23 protein-coding genes are annotated in these 20271 nt (G+C 43.6%); 21 read left to right on the forward strand and 2 right to left on the reverse strand.

Going from position 1 to position 20271, the window contains the following annotated elements; genetic code table 11:
- Positions 1 to 11: 11 nt before the first annotated feature.
- The 17 genes from Ami103574_RS04620 (at position 12) to Ami103574_RS04700 (ending at position 12699) form a co-directional block, all read left to right on the forward strand.
- The gene (locus tag Ami103574_RS04620; protein ID WP_163065511.1) at positions 12 to 371 is read left to right on the forward strand and encodes a hypothetical protein; all 360 of its coding nucleotides are present in this window, start codon (positions 12 to 14) and stop codon (positions 369 to 371) included.
- 124 nt (positions 372 to 495) lie between these two features.
- Positions 496 to 1233, forward strand: a complete 738-nt coding sequence (locus Ami103574_RS04625; RefSeq protein WP_163065512.1) for a hypothetical protein — start codon at positions 496 to 498, stop codon at positions 1231 to 1233.
- An 11-nt stretch (positions 1234 to 1244) separates the two neighbouring features.
- A complete protein-coding gene (locus Ami103574_RS04630) occupies positions 1245 to 1811 on the forward strand; it encodes a hypothetical protein (RefSeq protein ID WP_163065513.1) in 567 nt (188 codons plus the stop codon).
- 12 nt (positions 1812 to 1823) lie between these two features.
- Entirely contained in the window at positions 1824 to 2225 is a 402-nt protein-coding gene (locus tag Ami103574_RS04635) for a hypothetical protein (protein WP_163065514.1), read from the forward strand.
- Between the two features lie 110 nt (positions 2226 to 2335).
- Positions 2336 to 2917, forward strand: a complete 582-nt coding sequence (locus Ami103574_RS04640) for a M23 family metallopeptidase (protein WP_163065515.1) — start codon at positions 2336 to 2338, stop codon at positions 2915 to 2917.
- An 8-nt stretch (positions 2918 to 2925) separates the two neighbouring features.
- Complete coding sequence (locus tag Ami103574_RS04645) at positions 2926 to 3141, forward strand: hypothetical protein (protein ID WP_163065516.1); 216 nt, start codon at positions 2926 to 2928, stop codon at positions 3139 to 3141.
- The gene (locus tag Ami103574_RS04650; RefSeq protein ID WP_163065517.1) at positions 3138 to 3386 is read left to right on the forward strand and encodes a phage holin; all 249 of its coding nucleotides are present in this window, start codon (positions 3138 to 3140) and stop codon (positions 3384 to 3386) included. Before Ami103574_RS04645 ends, Ami103574_RS04650 begins: the two co-directional genes overlap by 4 nt.
- Positions 3387 to 3575: 189 nt before the next feature.
- A complete protein-coding gene (locus Ami103574_RS04655; protein ID WP_163065518.1) occupies positions 3576 to 4481 on the forward strand; it encodes a putative ABC transporter permease in 906 nt (301 codons plus the stop codon).
- Between the two features lie 15 nt (positions 4482 to 4496).
- On the forward strand, positions 4497 to 5252 hold the full coding sequence (locus tag Ami103574_RS04660) for an exodeoxyribonuclease III (protein ID WP_163065519.1): 756 nt from the start codon (positions 4497 to 4499) through the stop codon (positions 5250 to 5252).
- A 448-nt stretch (positions 5253 to 5700) separates the two neighbouring features.
- On the forward strand, positions 5701 to 6849 hold the full coding sequence (locus Ami103574_RS04665; RefSeq protein ID WP_163065520.1) for a 1-propanol dehydrogenase PduQ: 1149 nt from the start codon (positions 5701 to 5703) through the stop codon (positions 6847 to 6849).
- Positions 6850 to 7133: 284 nt separating this feature from the next.
- On the forward strand, positions 7134 to 7481 hold the full coding sequence (locus tag Ami103574_RS04670) for a helix-turn-helix domain-containing protein (protein ID WP_163065521.1): 348 nt from the start codon (positions 7134 to 7136) through the stop codon (positions 7479 to 7481).
- A 205-nt stretch (positions 7482 to 7686) separates the two neighbouring features.
- Positions 7687 to 8034 (forward strand): helix-turn-helix domain-containing protein, encoded by a 348-nt coding sequence (locus tag Ami103574_RS04675; RefSeq protein ID WP_246213196.1) that lies wholly within the window; start codon positions 7687 to 7689, stop codon positions 8032 to 8034.
- 228 nt (positions 8035 to 8262) lie between these two features.
- Positions 8263 to 9402, forward strand: coding sequence for a phospholipase D family protein (locus tag Ami103574_RS04680; RefSeq protein WP_163065522.1), 1140 nt, complete (start codon positions 8263 to 8265; stop codon positions 9400 to 9402).
- A 330-nt stretch (positions 9403 to 9732) separates the two neighbouring features.
- The gene (locus tag Ami103574_RS04685) at positions 9733 to 10185 is read left to right on the forward strand and encodes a DUF2975 domain-containing protein (RefSeq protein ID WP_163065523.1); all 453 of its coding nucleotides are present in this window, start codon (positions 9733 to 9735) and stop codon (positions 10183 to 10185) included.
- Between the two features lie 9 nt (positions 10186 to 10194).
- Positions 10195 to 10398: a helix-turn-helix domain-containing protein gene (locus tag Ami103574_RS04690; RefSeq protein WP_163065524.1), complete on the forward strand. Its 204-nt coding sequence runs from the start codon at positions 10195 to 10197 to the stop codon at positions 10396 to 10398.
- 60 nt (positions 10399 to 10458) lie between these two features.
- On the forward strand, positions 10459 to 12081 hold the full coding sequence (locus tag Ami103574_RS04695) for a DUF4153 domain-containing protein (RefSeq protein ID WP_163065525.1): 1623 nt from the start codon (positions 10459 to 10461) through the stop codon (positions 12079 to 12081).
- A 39-nt stretch (positions 12082 to 12120) separates the two neighbouring features.
- Entirely contained in the window at positions 12121 to 12699 is a 579-nt protein-coding gene (locus Ami103574_RS04700; RefSeq protein ID WP_163065526.1) for a GDSL-type esterase/lipase family protein, read from the forward strand.
- 113 nt (positions 12700 to 12812) lie between these two features.
- On the opposite strand, the gene Ami103574_RS04705 is transcribed toward Ami103574_RS04700, so the two are convergent.
- Positions 12813 to 13940 (reverse strand): hypothetical protein, encoded by a 1128-nt coding sequence (locus tag Ami103574_RS04705; RefSeq protein ID WP_163065527.1) that lies wholly within the window; start codon positions 13938 to 13940, stop codon positions 12813 to 12815.
- A 286-nt stretch (positions 13941 to 14226) separates the two neighbouring features.
- Here Ami103574_RS04705 and Ami103574_RS04710 point away from each other — a divergent pair, with 286 nt between their 5' ends.
- Positions 14227 to 14646: an acyl-CoA thioesterase gene (locus tag Ami103574_RS04710; RefSeq protein ID WP_163065528.1), complete on the forward strand. Its 420-nt coding sequence runs from the start codon at positions 14227 to 14229 to the stop codon at positions 14644 to 14646.
- Positions 14647 to 14960: 314 nt separating this feature from the next.
- The gene (gene rlmD, locus Ami103574_RS04715) at positions 14961 to 16457 is read left to right on the forward strand and encodes a 23S rRNA (uracil(1939)-C(5))-methyltransferase RlmD (protein ID WP_163065529.1); all 1497 of its coding nucleotides are present in this window, start codon (positions 14961 to 14963) and stop codon (positions 16455 to 16457) included.
- 288 nt (positions 16458 to 16745) lie between these two features.
- Here the strand turns inward: rlmD and Ami103574_RS04720 are convergent, their stop codons facing one another.
- Complete coding sequence (locus Ami103574_RS04720; RefSeq protein WP_163065530.1) at positions 16746 to 17618, reverse strand: LysR family transcriptional regulator; 873 nt, start codon at positions 17616 to 17618, stop codon at positions 16746 to 16748.
- Positions 17619 to 17794: 176 nt separating this feature from the next.
- On the opposite strand from Ami103574_RS04720, the gene cuyB reads away from it, so the two are divergent.
- Both cuyB and aspD read left to right on the forward strand, forming a co-directional pair.
- A complete protein-coding gene (gene cuyB, locus Ami103574_RS04725; RefSeq protein ID WP_163065531.1) occupies positions 17795 to 18529 on the forward strand; it encodes a cysteate racemase in 735 nt (244 codons plus the stop codon).
- A gap of 80 nt (positions 18530 to 18609) precedes the next feature.
- Positions 18610 to 20235: an aspartate 4-decarboxylase gene (gene aspD / locus Ami103574_RS04730; RefSeq protein WP_163065532.1), complete on the forward strand. Its 1626-nt coding sequence runs from the start codon at positions 18610 to 18612 to the stop codon at positions 20233 to 20235.
- Positions 20236 to 20271: the final 36 nt, after the last annotated feature.

Raw genomic sequence — 20271 nt, forward strand, 5'->3', positions numbered from 1 at the left:
GGAGGTATATCATGGGAATATGTTTAATTAACAAATATACAGATATTTGTGAACGTATTGTAATATTTACAGATATGTCAGTGGCAGAAGAAATGTTTGGAGACACCTATATTTTAACGGAACAAGTGACCGGTTTCAATATAGGTGATATCTATCAAGATGGAACTTGGAGTAAGGTAGAGGTCTACCCAGAGGAAAAAGAAGCCAACAAAGAAGAGGATACGCTTATTATGATGATAGATCAGGAGTACAGAATAACCAAGTTAGAACTTGGAATATATGGAGAAAGAGGTGAAAATTCATATGATTTACAGAACCATAAAAAGAATGATCGAAAAGGGTTTAGCAGATGGTTTGGAAGAAAAGCTTGATGTTTTTTACGCTGCTGGAAAATTAACGGCAGAGGAATATGCCGAACTAACAGAACTTCTGAAATAAAATTTAGAGCTAAAAAACAGTTATATGTAAGAAGAACAGAAAGGAGGAACAGATAATATGGGAATAAATTTGACAGATAACTATGGGTTAAAAAAACCAGAAAAAAATGAATTTTTTGACGTACAACACCAGAACGACAACATGGACAGAATTGACGAACAAATGAAAAATAACGCTAATGCGATGTTAAAGAAGAACGGCAGTATACAAATGGACGGGCCGCTGAAGACCGTTGGTTCCACAACTACTATTCCAGCTAGTCAGATTGAAATGGGGAAGAATGCAATAATGACAAGGGACGGCAAGGTGGTATATCTTGCTGTAAATTGTTATCACGATGGAACAGACTGGAGGTATAAAGGTAATGGTAAAGCCCTGGTAGTTACGTTTGGGGTAGAATATGATTTTCCTATTATGAATGTTGCCGATATCGGTACCAAAGATGCCGTTATCAGTTTCCGTTACGTTAATATGCTTACCAACGAGACTGGGCTGCCTCTAACTGGTGGTACAGTAGCAGGTGATATTACGATTGACAAAAAGGGTGCATTGGGCAAAACTCTAATCATGAAAAATTCCGATGCCACCATTGATTATGGAACCCAGATTTACGACCATAATCAAGCAAATAGTTACGCAGCCCTTGTTTTAAATGCTAATTTGGAGTTGAATTCTAAAGCGGTGTTGTATGTAAGTGGAACCACATATAACCTATATGGGACACATAACATAATAGTTTCAACCATTTCTCCAAGCTCTGCACTTAACGACGGTGCGCAGCACCAAGTATATTGAGGTAAATGACTATGACAATATATAGAGGCGTAGGCGGTGTAAACCGTGAAATTAAACAGCAATTCAGAGGAGTAGGTGGAGTTAACCGTGAGATTAAAGAACAGTATCGTGGGGGTGGTGGGGTTAATCGGAAGGTCTTCAACGCTAAATCAGCGGTGGCCCTGTATTGGCAAGGTGACGAATGTAAAGAGATTACTGGTGGATGGGCAGCCTATTATGGAAAACCTTTTACTTTTACAAAGTTGACAGATCGAATGCATATAGAAAAAACTAGCTATGCCACCGGTAGCAGAGTGTGCACAGTCGGCACAGTTAATGTAACAGAGTTCAATAAACTTAAATGCACAGCTATTATAACACTTGCAGATCGTGTAGGGAACATAGGTTGTGGGATTCCTTCTGACCGAAATGGCGATGGATCAACGATAATTGTAGAGCATAAAATTCAAGGTACCAATTATGCTCTAGGTGATACTATAAATTTTGAGGTGAATATATCAGCCTATACAGGGTACCGGGCCATATGTTTTGGGCTTTTTGCAGCTGGTATGGATGTTTATAAAATATGGTTAGAATAGGGAGGAATAATTATGAAAATTAAATTAAACGACAACACACGATTAAATGTAATACTTGTAAATGGCAAGTCTACATATTTCCAAGGAGCAAACCGGGACAGCCTAGAGTTTGTTTTTAAGAAAGGGGACTACCCTTTTGACGAACTGGACGCACTGTTTGCTGATTCAGAAAAAGTAAAAAAAATTATCATACAATCTGACACGACTGCTACCGAGGCAGAAGGGAAGCCAGTGGAAACCCCAACGGAGCATATCTATGATGACTATTCCCTGAGGGTGGGCATGAAAATGGAGCCTGTAGTACTTTCTCCGGCTACGTCTACCACGCCAGAAATCACGGAAGAACGGGTCATGATTACCATGGCACAGCTGACGTTGATTGAAAGAAAGCTATCGGATATCGGGTTGTTATAACCAAAATCAAATAAAAAGGACAAGTCTCTGACGTGTACGAAGACTTGTCCTCTATCATAACATATAAATAGGGACCTTTGGGCCCCTGGTTTAAAAGGAGGGAAGCTACCATGCAGCTACAACATTTACCCTATACGCCGCTGCGCATCACATCTGGCTTCGGCCCTCGAAAAACGAACATTGCCGGAGCATCCACCTACCATCTAGGGGTGGACTTAGGTACGGATAAAAGCAAGCCTTATACGGCAACAGATGGAGGACCGGTTACCGCTGTCTTGCCCGGAACGGTTATAAGCAACTATTATAATGTTATCCGAGGCTGGGTGCTGCTGATTGATCATGGCACCATAGACGGTCAAAATATCAAGACCTTGTATCAGCATTTAAGACAGTCCGGCAGGCCTGTAGGGACTAAGGTTCTGGCAGGAGAAGTGATTGCCAACATGGGCAATACTGGCGTGGGCGCCCAGCTCCATTTGCACTTTGAGTTGCGGGTTAATAACACTTGCGTAGACCCAGAGCCGTATTTGAAAAACATCAAGGAGGTAAAAAACATGGGAAATATAACATTAGATCAAGCAAAGAAAATAGTAAAAGAAAAGGTGGGCGTGGATGACAACACGATTCAGTATCTGCTTTTCTATAAATACGGTGAAACGCTAATCAAAAAAATTGCTGTAGCTGTTCAGTAGGCAGTCTTATGAGTACAGAATTTTGGATTGGATTACTCATTAGCCTAGTGATCTACGGGGTGTCCTTTGGCACTTTTTACGGTACGGTTATGACAAAGTTGAATATACTGGAAAAGAAGCAGGATATTCACAACGGACTAATGGAGCGAATGGTAGTAGTGGAGCAGTCCACAAAATCCGCCCACCATCGTATAGATGAAATCAAGGAGGCATGTGAATTATGACGATTAATTGGAAGTTACGTTTGAAGAACAAGACCACGCTGTTGTCGCTGCTGGCCTGCCTGGCGGCTTTTGCTTATCAGGTAATGGGCATCTTAGGCATCACGGCGCCTATTTCTGAAGAGCAAGTGACCCAGGTCTTCGGCCTGATTGTCAATCTGCTGGGAGCTATAGGTATATTGGTGGATCCAACCACCACCGGCGTGTCCGATAGTCCTCGGGCACTGGCCTATCGAGAACCGAATTAAAAATTATAGCCGCTCTGGGAATACCAGGGCGGCTGTTTGACTGGAGATGGAACTATGAGACATGGTTCCATTTCTTTTTTGAATATCACCAATCCTGATACTATTTTTTCGGGTTGAAAAGAAACCGATAAAACGGTATAATTTTGTCAACAGAAGCAACGTTTTTCGGTTAAATTGAGGGCCTGTGGAATGTATGAAATTTTATGCTATTTTATCATATACAGCTTTTTAGGCTGGTGTACGGAAGTGGCTTATGCTGCGGTGAATTCGGGAAAATTTATTAACAGGGGCTTTTTAAACGGACCGGTGTGTCCGATTTATGGTTTTGGAGTCTTGCTGGTCATTAGCTGCTTGACGCCGTTGATGGACAATAAGATTCTTTTGTTTCTGGGTGCGGTTCTCCTGACGTCTACCTTGGAATGGCTCACGGGTTTTACCTTGGAAAAGGTCTTTCATGGAAAGTGGTGGGACTATTCCCAGGTGCCCTTTAACCTTAACGGGTATATCTGCTTGAAATTTTCTATTATTTGGGGTTTGGCGTGCTTATTAATCGTGGATTTAATTCATCCCTTGACTCGTATCGTTGTGGGGAATTTCCCGTTGACGGCGGGCAGGGTAGTGTTGGCATTGGCTCTGACCATCTTGCTGGCAGATGGAATCAGCACCGTGATGACAGTGAATAAGCTGAACAGACAGCTGAATCGCTTGAATGAAATCGGTGAAAAGCTAAGGATAATTTCCGATGAACTGGGGGAGAACATCTATGAAAGTGTCTCCGCTATAAAAGAGAGGTCAGAAAAGTTGAAAGACCTGTCAGAAGCGCTGGAAGAAAGCTTAGGAAAAAGAGTAGACCAGTTAGAGCAGAAAGCCGAAGCCTTGGAAGAAAGCTTGGGAAGGAAGGCTGATCAGCTGGAACAACGGGCAGAAGCATTCCGGGAAGAACTCAAAAAACAGTGGAAGCAGGCCTATGAAGAGGAGCTGGAACGTTACTTTTTTGGCAAGCGCCGGATGCTCAAGGCATTCCCGGACCTAAAGTTTACAATCAACGGCGAACACTTAACAAGATTAAAGGAAAAAATCAAGCAGGGCCGATAAAGAAAGGAATCTTTTATGAAATTTATTACGTGGAATGTAAATGGCCTCAGGGCTTGTATGGGAAAAGGTTTTTTAGATTTTGTAGAATCGGAACATGCAGATTTTATCTGCTTGCAGGAGACAAAAATGCAGCAGGGCCAAGCAGAGGTGCCCCTGGAAGGCTATCACCAGTTCTGGAACAGCGCAGAGAAAAAGGGCTATTCCGGGACCGCCATCTTTGCCAAAGAAGAGCCTTTGTCGGTGAACTATCACATTGACGCAGAAGGCCACGACACCGAGGGGCGGGCTATCACCTTGGAATACAAGGACTTTTATTTAATGACGGAATACACCCCTAACGCCCAGGACAAGCTGGCCAGGATTGATTATCGGCTGGAGTGGGAGGGTGCCAGACGGGCGTATATAAAAAAACTAAACAGCCAAAAACCGGTCATCTTATGCGGGGATTTAAACGTCGCTCATCAGGAAATTGATTTGAAAAACCCCAAGACAAACCGGGGAAATGCCGGCTTTTCCGATCAGGAGCGAGAGGCTTTTGGCCAGTTGTTAGAGCTGGGGATGACAGACAGCTATCGGTATCTATATCCGGACCAAACTGGGGTGTACACTTGGTGGTCTTACCGTTTCAATGCCAGAGCGAACAATGCTGGATGGCGGATTGACTACTTTTTGGTGTCCGACCAGCTTCAACCGCAAATCCAGGAGGTTCAGCTGCGAAATGATGTATTGGGCAGCGATCACTGCCCGGTGATTCTGGAGTTAAATGTCTAGCCAACGGAGAAAGAACAGCTGAAGAGGGGCAGAAAAAGAGGGATAAATCCTACAGAAATACAATTGTGAATAATATGTCAAAGTCTATGGGAACCCTTGCATTTCATTTTAGTTGTGATATAATGAATGCATTGATTATATACACGGCATTGCCGTAAAGAAGCATTCATTGAATCACACGCGACGTAGCTTGTGCGATATAATTAATATTGAGTATTTGTGTTATCTATTGCATCATGGGGCAGTTTGCCTGCATGATATAATTTATTATATATGTTGATTCCGGAACGATGGATTCAACTTATTAGGTTCTGCCGTGCTGAGAGGAAGGCCGGGAGAATTATGCAGTGATAGGACTTGCATCGGTCAGCCATCAGGAGGGACCAGCGCAAGGGACAAGCTGTATGCAGGTCTCTTGTGTGTGAGGAAGAAAAACAGGAGAAAAAAGATGAAGGAATTTACTATCAGTACCAATGTATTTTTTGGGGAAGGTTCTTTAGACCGATTGAATCAAATCACGAATAAAAAAGTGATGATTATCTGCGACAAATTTATGCGGACTTCTGGCATGGTGGATAAAATTAAAGATCGGTTGCAGAACTGTGAAGTCAGCGTATTCAGTGACGTGGTGCCAGATCCTCCGGTAGAAGTTATCGCAGAGGGTATGATGGCGCTGAAAAAGTTTGGCGCAAATGTAATGGTAGCTTTGGGCGGTGGCTCAGCTATTGATGCGGCTAAGGCTATTCGGGACTTTGCGAAGCGGATGCCGGACATCGGTGTGGAAGTGGAAGAATGCTATGCCATTCCTACGACCAGCGGAACGGGATCCGAGGTAACTCAGTTCTCGGTTATTACCAATGCACAGGAAGGCTTAAAGTATCCTATGGCCAACAAGTCCCTGATTCCGATGGTAGCTATTTTAGACCCGGAACTGGTTACATCTGTACCGGATTTTATCACGGCTGATACAGGGATGGATGTGTTGACCCATGCCATCGAAGCTTATGTATCCAACGATTCGTCGGATTTTTCCGACGCTTTAGCCGAAAAAGCCATTACCTTGGTATTTCGGTTTCTGCCAGAAGCCTTTAAGAACGGCAATGATTTGCTGGCGCGGGAAAAGATGCACAATGCGTCCTGTCTAGCCGGTATGGCTTTCAATGCGGCAGGTCTAGGCATCAACCACAGTCTAGCTCACGCCGTAGGCGGGAAGCTGCATATTTCTCATGGCCGGACCAATGCGATGTTGCTGCCGTGGGTCATCGAATACAATGCTAATTTAGACAAGGGCAGTTACAATGATAAGTACGATGTAGCCGCAAGGAAATATCAGCGGTTAGCTAAAATCTTGGATTTACCAGCCAACACCGTATTTATTGGCGTGAACAACTTTATCCGTAAGGTAGTAGAGTTACAGAAGCTGTTGAAGATTCCGGCTACGCTTAAGGAAATGGACGCAGACCTCAATGCGGCCAAAGAGGCGAAACCAGAAATTCTGGAAGCGGCGATGGGCGATATCTGCACCCAGACAAATCCACGGAGCACCAAGCCAGAGGACTTGGCTAAAATTTTGGATAAGCTGATTGGCAGTAAATAATTGATGTGAGCATGCTCACAGAAGACCAGAAGCACAAACAAAATAATGAAAAGAGCAAAGAGAAATGTCTTAGAGATGGGGCATTTCTTTTTTTCAGCAGAAAGTAAAAGAGTCAGCTTTAACAAGTAGAGACGCTGTAAAAGTAGTGTTTTTAAAAGAAGTTCAGGAAATTATAGAAAAATTTGCCATAAATCAAACTGTGAAAATAGGTTATATAGGTGGATTGTTACGGTGGCTCAGATTTAAATATATAATGAACCCATTGAAATTGGGGGATTAAGTACATGGAAGGAATGGACAGAAAAGAAATTGATTATAAGTCGCTGGGCAACAGAATCCGGAAATGGCGAAAAGAAAAAGGAATCACTCAGGAGGAAATGGGCAACGCCATCGATAAGACCGTGCAGCACATTTCGAATATTGAGCGTGCTCATACGAAAGTGAGTCTGGGAACGCTGACCGATATCGCCAACTATTTGGATGCATCCTTAAATGACTTGATGTGCGATAGTCTGCGCAATTCGGGAAATGCTTATCAGCTAGAATACAGTATGATGATAAAGGATTGCGATGAAAATCAATACCGAAGGTTGAATAAGACCATTAAAGCGTTGCTGGAGACGTGGGAGTAAGTCCCTGATGTTGCAAGGTATCGGCGAATAGGATACAAGGCCTAAAATATTTTTATAAATTAGCTACATAGAAACAAAAAATTAAACTGTCTAAATAAAAAATTTTGCTAGATATTAAACTGTACAAATACATTATATCTGAGGGTTGTTACGATTATTTCGATTTAAAGATATAATAAACCCATCAAAGCTGGGAGAATAGTACATGGACGGAACAGACAGAATAGAAATTGATTATAAGGCACTTGGAAAAAGAATCCGAAAGTGGCGGAAGGAAAAGGGCATTACACAGGAAGTATTGGCAAACGCCATCGACAAGACGATCCAGCACATTTCAAATGTGGAGTGTGCGCATACAAAGGTTAGTCTAGGAACGTTGACGGATATTGCCAATTATTTAGATGTTTCCTTAAATGATTTAATGTGTGACAGCTTGCGTAATTCGGGGAATGCCTATCGGCTGGAATATAGCAGGATTATTAAAGATTGTGACGAAAATCAGTTCCGGCGGCTGAATAAAACCATTAAAGCGTTGCTGGAGACTTGGGAATAAAGAGGCAGAAGGGGCTGTAACAAGGCAGTCATAAAAGAGACAGGGCTAGAGTAGCTGCGAACGCAGGGCTTTAGCCCTGTTTTTGCTGTGCTGGAATAGGGAGAATATAATGACTTCCCCAGCAATAAACTGTAGGAAGCAACGCTATAGCTGGACATCAAAAGAGAAAGCTGTGCTTGTGCAAAAGAGTTGAAGCAAACAGAAATACAGGGAAACCGGAGGAATCACATGTTTGATATACAAGACCCCAGATACCCCAACAGCAGGCTGCTTAACGAAGCCTTGCTGGAAGCCTGTCAGCCCGCCATTTATGGGGCAGGCACCTATGCCTTCGTATCGGCAGATGGCGTGCGGCTGCTGATGGATAACCCTATTTTTGAACAGTTTATGGAGGACGGTACTTATCATCTGATTGCCGGCCTGGATGATATTACAAATCTGCGAACTCTGGCCGCCCTAAAAGAATACGGTGACCAGTTTCCTCAGATGAGAGCAGAGGCTTTTCTTCATCCTACAACAGGTTCCACCTTCCATCCCAAATACAGCTGGTTCCGATATCCACGAGGCGGTGTGCTGGTGCTGGGCTCCGGGAACCTGACCGCCAAAGGTCTTCGGCGAAATACAGAGGCTTTTGTGGTACAGAAGTTGGATGAAATGGAGATGCAGAGAGTAGAACAAAAATGGATCGACTGGCTGCACTACTCCAGGCCGTATTTAAAAGCGCTGAATTCACCAGAAGTTATTGCCAAGGCAGGAGAAAACGGCAGGCGGGCAGAGGAAAAGACGAGTGCGAATTCTTTTGCAGATGGTCACCAGTCTGCACCCGGTGGATTGAGTGCATCCACTCCTGTCAACTGGGATTCGGAGCAGGGAGCATGGTCTTTCGATTCAGACAGTCCGGTGTTGGTGGCAGAATGTCAGCCCGGAGCTAACGGCACCTATCAGTTAAATGTAGATGCAGCCTTAGCAAAGGCTTTTTTTGGCACCGCCACGGGTCCATTGGAGTATATGGTGTGGCGGGAGGTGACGGATGCAGGCACACTGGGCGATATTCGTTGGCAGCCTGATGGCATGACCTCTCATAAAATATGTCAGATAGAACTTCCCCCTTGCAGATATAGGATAAAAGCAGCAGAGAAGGAGCTGCCCTTTGCTGTTTTCGTAAGACTGGCGCCGCGGACTCTCCTCTATGCGGTACTTCTGCCCGGGAATAGAGGCTATAAGCAGTTGCTCCGGCAGTCTAATCGAGCTCCGAGGGATGAAGCAGGCCGGATTCTGTATACGTCTAATGGAGGCCAATTAAAAGAACAGCTGAATGCGTTGGCGTTACTGAGATACTTGCGACCGCCTGAAGGTCCCTGTAATTAATACCCCAGCTAAAGGGGAGTGCTCTGAAAACGAGCAGAGAAGCGGGGCGTGTCCCAACAATTTACACTGCACGACTTATATCAAAGGTATTACAAAATTACAAACAAACAAGTTTAAAAAAGGGCCTGTCATTTAGATGGGCCCTTTTCATGATGCAGAAAATATTGCTGAACAGAACATTACTGAAAGCATCAAGGTTAAAACTGAAAAACAACAATTTTTTATCGATAAACAATAAAAACGTATTGACAAACGGCTAACTCAGGCCTATAATTTTCTTAAATCAAACCATATTCCAAAATCAAAAATGCTAAAAAGGAGACCCTGAACATGTGGAATTCAAATAAGTCTTTGAAATTATCCTGCATCTGCACCCGGCTGGTGATGGTCCTGGTGGTGGCCTGCGGGGCAGCCCTGCCTTATCTGATGGAGTTATACCAGTCTCGAGGGCCCTATTACCTCACCCAGATGGAATTGAAGCCGCTGGCTATCCTCCTGTATGCCTGCTGCGTACCAGGTTTAGCCGCCTTGTTCCGTTTGGATAGACTTCTGTATAACATCAAGCGGGAGCAGGTCTTTATTGAAAAGAATGTGGCGCATTTACGGGCCATCTCCTGGTGTTGCTTTTTGGTAGCACTGCTGCTTTTGCTGGCAGGATATTATTATCCGCTTTTCTATTTCGTAACCTTGGTGGCCGCTTTTATTGGGTTGATTCTACGAGTGGTAAAGAATGTAATTGAGCAGGCGGTACTCCTCAAAGCAGAAAATGATTTTACCATATAGGAGGCGGACATGGGAATAGTAGTGAATTTAGATGTGATTATGGCCAAACGGAAGATATCGGCAGGGGATTTGGCAGAGAAAATTGGCATTACGCCAGCGAATCTGTCCATCTTAAAGAACAATAAAGCCAAGGCCATCCGCTTTTCTACCCTGGAGGAAATTTGCCGGGCCCTGGAATGTCAGCCGGGAGATATTTTAGAATTTAAGGAATAAAAGGGGAGCCCTTGACAGGCATAGGAGCAAAGGGAAAACTAGAAAAATGGGGGAATAGAGATGAAATATTATTATAACGAATCGGGGGGAACAAATGTGAACGGACAAAATCAAGCAGCAGGAATGTGTTTTGATATCAAATCGACAGAAAGACCGCCGATGGTCTTTCGTGGGGCGGACTTCTGGCTGGCCGCCGCTTTGCTGGCCTGTGGATTTCTTTACTGGAATTTCATTTTAGATCGACAATTAGGCTTGGGGATTACCATCTTTGCAGCGGTGCTCTGTACGGTTACGTGGATTTACCTGCGGGCAGTAGGTATTCACCAGAATAGAAAAAGCGTGATTTGGCTGGCCTTAACAGCTGTTTCAGCCCTGCAATTTGCCATTTTTGACGGGTATGACATAAAGTTTTTAAACCTGTTATTTATTTCAGGCAGTTTTCTGCTGTGGGTTACCCATAGCACCGGCCGGTCTCTGGATATACGGCTGTCTATTTACACCCTTTGGGACCTGCTAAATCAGCTGTTTATGGTTCCGCTGTCTAACCTGACCTGTGGCTATTTCAGCCTGAAAAAGGGTCTTGGAGGGAATCGGCACAGCCGCAACGCGCTGTATATGGCGGCAGGTGTCGTGATATTTTTGCCGTTAATGGTCTTTGTAATCAGTCAGCTTTCTCAGGCCGATGCGGCTTTTGAAGAAATGCTGGCGCAGATGATGGCACTCTTATCTTGGAACACCCTGCTGACTCATCTGATGCAATTTGTCATCGGCATGCCGGTGGCGGCCTATTTATTCGGTTCTATTTACGGCAATGCTACTGGGCGTAACATCGAAGCCATGAATCGGCAATCCATTGAGCGGTTTAATACCTCGATCAGTTTTGCACCGAAAATAACCGTGTATACGGTCATGGCTTTGTTCAACTTAATTTATCTGGCCTTTTTTCTGTCCCAGACGGCCTATTTTCTGTCAGCTTTCCAGAACCTGCTGCCAGAGACGTTCACCTATGCAGAATACGCCCGGCGGGGTTTCTTTGAACTGTGCAAGGTTTCAGCAGTTAATGGACTGCTTATTATGCTGGCCAATGCCTTTATCCGCAAAGGGGACCGGGGGCCCGGCGGATACCGGATGCCGATGCTGCTGCGGGTGCAGACTGGTCTCTTGGCGATTCTGACCATGGGTCTTATCGCCACAGCACTGCGGAAGATGGTTCTCTACATTAGTTTTTATGGACTGACGCAGCTGCGGGTGTATACTTCCTGGTTCATGGTCCTGTTGTTCTTTGCTTTTGCCGTGGCGCTTATTCGCCAGATAAAGTCCTTCAATTCCTCAAGAATCCTTCTAATTGGTTTTATGGTGGGATTTATGGTTCTGGCCTACGGCAATGTAGACGGGAATATAGCAAAATATAATATTGAGAATTATGAAAGTGGTAAGCTGGAATCGATTGACTACGCAGCCCTATTCCGCCTGTCAGACGGAGCAGCTGTATACTTAGACCGCTGGTATGATAAAACAGAGGATGAAGAAGCCAAGAAACTGGTGTATAATTATATGGTATACGGCAATGCAGAGGGCCTGCCGATGTATCAGGAGCGGGATTTTCGAGATTTTAACCTGCAATCCAGCATCAAGGAGAGCTTAGGCTCTCTGCGTGTAAGTGAGGGACCACCGCAGCCGTAAGCATGTTGAATTACAAAAGACGAGGAGGCAGACGAATCATTGAAGATTGTATTTATTGGAAACAGTATTATAAACGGCTTTCCCTATGACAGAGAGCAAGACTTTGTCGGGCTTTACCGGAAGGCATCCGGCCAGGAGGTACTGAACAAAGGGGTAAATGGAGATACCGTCCAAGGGGTTACCAGCCGCTTTGCTCAAGACGTGCTGGCCCAAAGGCCGGATATGGTTGTCATCCTGCTGGGGACCAATGAGTTTATCTATCAGGAATCTTTACCAGAGACTTGTATGAAGCAAATTGCCTATCTGGCAGAATTGGCGGCAGCCCACGGTATCCAGCCGGTCTTGCTTACGCCGCTGCCTGTAGACCCACTCATGGCAGAGAGCCGATGGATGGTTTGTGACGACGTGGATTACGAGCTGGTGCAGGAGCAGATTGAGCAGCTGCGGAAACAGATGGTGGACTACGGAAAGCAGCATGAGATAAAGGTCTTAGACACGTATCGCGCTTATCAGGAATACGCAGATCAGATTGGGGCGCAGGCAGCCTATTACGACGGTATTCATCCCACAAGGGAAGGTCACCAGTTCTTGGCAGAAATTGTAGGAAAACTTCTGTAAGTTCTGTAAATAATGAAAATAGAGCAAACAAAAACCCCTCCAACTGGCTATAGAGTACCTGCTAGTCTCGAGGGGTTTTGCGCTGAAAGGGTTCTTTTTAAACGGGAGTAGCTTCAGACAGATACGTCGATTTGTTGAGCGGTGCTGGCCTCTCCCGTGCTGTTTTTTAAGTAAACGCCCGTGCGGACAATTTGTCCATTCACCTGGCCGGTGTTGCCAGAGCGCAGTAGGAAATCCGTCTCGGTGCTGCCCAGATAGATGGCACCGATGTCGGCATCCTTCAGGGTAATCATTTTATCTGTACCATCGTCGGACTTAATCCATATTTTTAACTTATTAAATATTTCATCGTTTTCGTCAATCCAACCGTTTTTATCCAAATCGTAAGACGATAGTTCGGCAAAGCCATTGCCGGTATTGGCACCGAAAAGTTCTTTTCCGTTGTTAATCTTGCCATCCCCATTTTTATCTAGGGCAAGATAGCCACTGTCTTTATTCAGGTAAGAAATGTTGTCTTCTTTCCCGTCGCTGTCGATATCAAAACAAAATTTCTGATCGCTGAGGCTGGCCGGATTGCTGTTTAGGTTGATGACCAAGGGGTCTTTCATCACTACTTGCTCCGACCATTCAATACTGCTGTACTGCATGAAACTTCTGGACATTTCTAAATCTAAATTAAAAGTCAATTCCCGTCCATCTTGCGTCTTGGCCACCCCTACAGTAGAGAACACTGTGCTCTCCTTTTCTGACAGGAAGTGGACCGCCTCTACATTCCGCACCCAAGATCCTGAGAGGGGCTTTATTGGAGTGGGGGAGGACGTTAGATTAAGGGAAAAGCTTTGAGCACTTGCCTGAGCCTGCTGCACAGACAGTGCGCTGTAAGAACTAGTAGAATGCCGGCTCCCGAGGAGCATGTCCAGCATTTTTCTCAACAGAGTCAGCTTTAAATCCTCGCGGTCAGGAACAGAAAATGGTGAACTGGTCGTCTTGCCTGCCGCCAGGATGGTGTTCCCGTTTCCGGCATTGGCTGATTCACTAGGACCTGAGGGATTCTCATCGGACAATAGCTTCTTGGTTTGACTCAGAGCCTGAGCCAGGGCATCTTCCTTCGTCAGTTTGTCCTGACTGCCCTCCGATTCCCCTTGCTCCCATTTTACTTCACTGGATTTGATTCGGGTGAATTCAATGGATTCATACTCTCTAGCTGAGTTCATCGCAACGACGCTGGATTCAATTTTCATTTCTGTTCCTCCTTACTTAAATATATATGCACACATGTAATATGTCGGTTAAGGAAACAAAAATATAAGGGCAGCAGGAAAATAAGGGGAAAATAGCAGTAAGAGAAAGTTTTTCTGGGGATAGGGATGTGCCGAGCGGATTAGGTATGTGCGGAGGCGCATTATATGGTATAATGAACTCTGTGGATTTGCCGCAAGAAAGGGAATATTGCTTTCCCTGGCGGCGCAGCTTGTGTCGTGCAACAGCTGTGGAGAATAGAACAGAAAAGGAAGGGATTAACTGAAGATGAAAAAGTATGAGACCGAGATTCGGGTAATCTATGCGGATACAGATGCTATGGGCATCATTTACCATACCAATTATATCAAGTGGTTTGAAGCAGGGCGAAACGAATTTCTGCGGCAGATTGGCTATCCTTATGCTCGGCTGGAGAAAGAAGAGATTTGGCTGCCAGTTGCGGCTGTAACTTGTGAGTACAAAAAGCCTGGCAGATACGATGACGTTCTGCTGATTCAGACCTGGGTCAAAGAGATGGGGGCTGCCACTGTCGTTATGGGTTACGAGATTTTTAACAAAGAAAGTGGTGAACTACTGGTAATTGGCACCAGCAAGCACGGCATTACCTCCCCAGAATTAAAGCCCCTCCGCCTAAAAAAAGTCAATCCAGCTCTTTACCAAAGGTTGACAGAAGATTTGGAGAAGTAAACCATGGCGGAGTTTTGTCGGATATGGCAGAGCAAGAGAGAGCGTCATACAAAAGAGCCAGAACAAAGAAGAATAAGTCGAAGTAAAGAATCGGGCTACCGCTACTGAATCAAAGAGACTTGTCGAACCGAGACTAATATTATTGTTTAATGTAGATTGACGATGAATCTGATGTTAGCTTGCTAGCACTGTAGAATGGCGTGGTAACGGACTTTTGTAAGGAAATCAGAAGAATTGTGCAAAGGTATCGGCTGACGATAATGGAAAAACACTGTAAAATTCATAAGAAGAACAAAAGATAAGAAGGAGTATTCATGGAAAAAGGACAAAAATGTCAATTACAAATTGACGATATGAGCAATGAAGGACAGGGAATTGGGCGGTCAGAAGGGATGGCTATATTTGTAAAAGATGCTATTCCTGGAGATACCGTGCTGGCAGAAATAACGAAAGTAAAAAAGAACTACGCTTTTGCTATAGCCAGTGAGATTCTCCAACCATCCCCTTACCGAATTGACAAGGAATGTCCCTACGCTGGAGCTTGCGGCGGGTGCACCTATGCCGGCATGAGCTACCCAGGCCAGTTATGGCTGAAAGAAAAACAAGTGCGGGAAAAGCTTATTCGCCTGGGCGGATTGGAAGACCCTAAACTGGAGCCAATCATTGGCACGGACCAACCCTACCATTACAGAAACAAGGCTCAAATGCCTGTGAGTACAGGTGGCATTATCACTAGAAAAGGCGGAATCGTAGAGAACTTGGGCCCCTGCGCCATTGGATTCTATAAAGCCAAAAGCCATGATGTGGTTAACTGTAGTGAGTGCTTACTGCAAGCACCTCCGGTGGTTGCCATCGCTCAGGTTTTGCGGGATTTTGTGAAAAGCGACAATATTACCGCATACGATCCCAAGTGGGAAAAAGGGCTGCTGCGCCACCTGGTGGTGAAGACCGCTATGGGTACCGGTGAAGTGATGGCCATACTGGTTATCAACGGCAGGGGCATTCCAAACAGCGCTAAGCTGGTCGAAATGATGGACGAGGCGGTGTGTATGCTTCCGACCAGAGAAGACGGTATCCAGTACAATCTGGAGAGTGTGGTGGTCAACATCAAGAAGGGTAAAGGCCCAGAAATCATGGGTTCGGAATGTTTGACTATTGCAGGGAAACCAACCATTTTAGAAAAAGTGGGGCAGCTGGAATTTGAAATTTCACCTTTGGCTTTTTATCAGGTAAATCCGGTACAGATGGAGGTTCTGTACAGCAAGGTGCTGGAATACGCCCAGTTGCAAGGTCATGAGAAGATTTTGGATTTGTATTGCGGGGTCGGCACTATCGGTCTCTTCTGTGCTGATCAGATGCGGAAATCGGCAAATGGTGAAAGTACTGGACAAGTCCTGGGCATCGAATCTGTTAAAGGGGCTGTCCTGGATGCAAACCGCAATGCGGTTATCAACGGATTGGTCAATGCACAGTTCATTTGCGGCCGAGCGGAAGAGGAACTGCCAAAGGTGCTGGCTGGGCATATCGATAAGGACGGATTTGAGGTACCGCCATTTCAGCCGGATATCATCATTCTGGACCCACCGCGGGCAGGCTGTGCGCCGGAACTGCTAGAAGCCGTCGCCGCTGCTGCACCAGCCAAGTTGATTTACGTGTCCTGCGATCCGGCTACGCTGGCTCGGGATGTGAAGAGGCTAGGGGAACTGGGGTATCAGTTTACGCAGGGGACACCGGTGGATATGTTCCCGTGGACGCGGCATGTGGAGTGTGTTTGTTTGTTGGAGAAGAAAAGTGCCAATGAAGTAAAATAAAAGATGACCACAATTCGGTTGTGGGTTAGAGGCAAAAACAAGGCTCAAAAACGGACAAAAAAGTGACGTTCTTGAGCCTTTAAAATTAGGTAAAAATAGGTGACATGAAGATTTGTAATAATTTCTTAATATTTTATTAGAAAGTAAAGCATAAATATATATTTTGAAGAAAGCACACAATCTTTTTCAACCTGAAGCTAAAGACTTAACAAATGATGTTTATTTAAGATTTGCTCTGCACCTCTGTCTCCCGCACTTCCCTAAAGTTGGATTACGGGTGTTTCTATTCTATATAACAGCTCCAAAAACATTCAAAAATTCTTTGGCGATATAAGATAGATGTCGATCTTTAAGCCATAACAGAGTTGTTCTTGTTTCCAAAGATAACTCGTTGATCTCTCTGCAAATTATATTGGGATTTGAAATAAGTCCAGTAGCTGGTTTGGGTACGATTCCAACTCCCATCCCTGTTTCAGCCCATGATATTATTGATCTAACGTCATCACATTCACAAAGTATTCTAGGTTTAAAGCCTGCCTTCTTACATGAGCTAACTATCATGAGTTCAAATCTGCGATCTATTATCAGTGGTGTGTTGATAAGATTGGTTACTGATATGAATTCATTTTCTCCTTGCAAGTACAGATTGTTCTTGGTTATAGCCATCATTGGATCATATGGTAAGCTAATTGATTCAAAGATCTCAGAATTAAATGGAGTTCTAACGATCCCAATATCTATTATTCCTTTAGTCAGCATATCTAATATTCTATACGTATCTCCTTCTCGTATTTGAAAGTTCAAGCTAGGGTATTTTTCATGAAAAGAATATAGCAATTCTGGTAAAAGTATTCCCCCTGAAGATGGTACAGTACCCACTGATAATACACCTAGGAACTCTTTGTTATAATTTTTTAATTCGTTGATAGTAGTTTCTACTAACTGCAAAATTTGTTCGGCGCGATATTGTAAAAGTTCACCAGCACCTGTTATTTGAAGTTTTTTAGTAGTCCTTTCTATTAGTTTTATTTCAAGTTCCTCCTCGAGAAGCTTTAATTGATGGCTAAGAGGTGGCTGAGCTATGTGGAGTCTTTCGGCAGCTTTGGTGATGCTGCCCTCCTCAATAATTGCAAGAAAATAATTGAGTTGTTTAATATCCAAGAATATCACTCCTTTGATTTATATTTAAAAAGTATAAATGAGATATATTTATAGTATTATTCATATATATTATACGGTGCTATAATGATCTTGTAAATCGAATAATTGGTAATCGCGATATCATATTCTTATTAACATAATTTCAAATTAAATATAAATTCGGTGGTGAGTTAATAATGTCTGATACAAATTTTAATAATGAGCATTTAAATAAAAAAACAATTGGAATACTAGGTGGCATGGGTCCACTTGCAACTGAGGATCTCTTTCATAAAATTATTGTTCTTACGGAAGCTAAGAATGATAATGAGCATATCCATGTACTAATTGACAATTATACTGCAATACCTGATAGAACTAGTTATATTTTAGGTTATGGGGAGGATCCGACGAAATACATGGTAGAGGCAGCTGTGAAGCTTGAATTAATGGGAGCTGATGTCATAATAATGCCATGTAATACAGCCCATTACTTTTACGATGAAATAGTAAAATACCTTCGTATACCTTTTATTAATATGATTGAAGAAGTTGCTAAAAAAATAAAAAAGGATAAACCTGACGCCCGTAAGATAGGATTGTTAGCTACAGAAGGAACCTGTAAGTCTGGAATTTATGATAAGATATTAAAAAAGTATGGTATTGAAATTGTAAAACCAAATGATGTAGATCAGGACAAAATTAGTGATCTAATATATGGTATTAAAGCTGGACGAACAGAATACAACTTAGACGATATAAATTCTATACTCTCTTATTTCGAATTTCAGAATATAGATACTGTAATCTTAGGTTGTACTGAATTGCCTGTAGCTTTTCAGATGATGAATATAAAAGGAAATTTTATCGACCCAACTAAAATACTAGCGCAGAGCGCAATTGAAATGGTGGGAAGAAAAGCTAGGGATTAAACTCTATCGTATAAGCGGAATATGAGGAATGATAATTAGAAGATATAAAACTGCATAAAAATAATAGGGGGCAAATATTAATGGATAAAATGAGTCTTCAAAGAGAAGAAATAGAAAAAGTATATGGTAAAATCAGCCCATTCGAACTCAAAGACAAACTAATAAGTCTTGCAGCAGAGTCAAACAAGAGCGGAACGCATTCACTGCTGGATGCGGGGAGGGGAAATCCAAACTGGATAGCAGCAACACCTAGAGAAGCATTTTTCACATTTGGACAGTTCGCAGTTTCGGAAAGCAGAAGGGTCTGGAACGAGGGGGACTTAGGGGGAATGCCTGAAAAGGAAGGAATTGCACAACGTTTCAAGCAATACATCAACAAAAACAGCAGCGCTCCAGGGGCAGAGCTCCTTAAGAGGATCATAAACTACGGAATCACTATGAAAGGATTCGATCCGGACGAATGGATATACGAGCTTGCAGACGGTATCATCGGGGATAACTATCCTATGCCTGGCAGGATGCTAAAGCATATAGAAAAGGTGGTGAACGACTACCTGATACAGGAATTATGCTACAATGAACCACTAGAAGGTATGTTCAGAACCTTTGCGGTAGAGGGAGCTACAGCAGGAATGTGCTACGTGTTTGATTCCCTCATCGCAAACAACATGCTTTCAAAGGGAGATAAAATAGCTATCATGACACCAGTGTTTACGCCTTATCTGGAGATCCCGCATCTGCCACGGTATAGCTTTGAGGTGGTGAATATTTCTGCAAACGAGGTGGATGAGCAAGGTAACAGGACATGGCAGTATCCTACTTCAGAACTAGAGAAGCTTAGTGACAAATCAATAAAGGCTCTCTTCATCGTAAATCCAAGCAATCCTCCTTCGGTTGCTATGAAGCCAGAATCAGTTAAACTGCTAAAAAATATCGTGGATAAAGACAACCCAGACCTTATGATAATATCCGATGACGTATACAGCACCTTTGTGGACGGCTTCAGGTCTCTGATGGCTGACCTGCCTTATAACACTATAGGGGTCTACTCTTACTCTAAATACTTCGGAGTCACAGGTTGGAGGCTTGGAACGATTGCGATCTATGAGGACAATGTATTTGATAAACTTCTAAAGGAGCAAGATCAGGACAAAAAGGAGAGAGCGAGAAGAAGATACTCCGGGATTTCAACTAATCCAGATAGCATAAAGTTCGTAGACAGGATCGTGGCGGATAGCAGACAGGTTGCTCTTAACCACACTGCAGGACTTTCAACACCTCAGCAGGTGCAGATGGCTTTCTTTTCTTTGTTCGCCATAACGGATAGGGAAGACAAGTACAAAAATCTTACAAAGAATATCTGCCGCCGTAGGCAGAAGCTATTGTTTGAAGGGTTGGGTCTTGATGTGAAAAAGGATCAATATAGCGCAGCGTACTATACTCAATTCGATCTTCTAGAGTGGGCAAGTCAAAACTACAGTGAAGATTTCGCAAAATACCTAAAGAACAACTATAAAACGGTGGACATCCTTATAAGGCTTGCAGCGCAGTCATCAATTGTGCTCCTAGACGGAAATGGCTTCAATGGCCCTGAATGGTCTATCAGGATATCACTGGCGAATCTCTGCGACGAATCATATTCTAAAATAGGAAAAGTTCTTCACGATGTTATGGAAGGTTATGTAGAAGAATGGACTGAAAAATAAAAAAATAGAATTCGTTAAATATTGGTAAATCAAGGT

Origin of the sequence: Aminipila butyrica (genome assembly GCF_010669305.1) — a bacterium.
GTDB classification, from domain to species: Bacteria; Bacillota; Clostridia; order Peptostreptococcales; family Anaerovoracaceae; genus Aminipila; species Aminipila butyrica.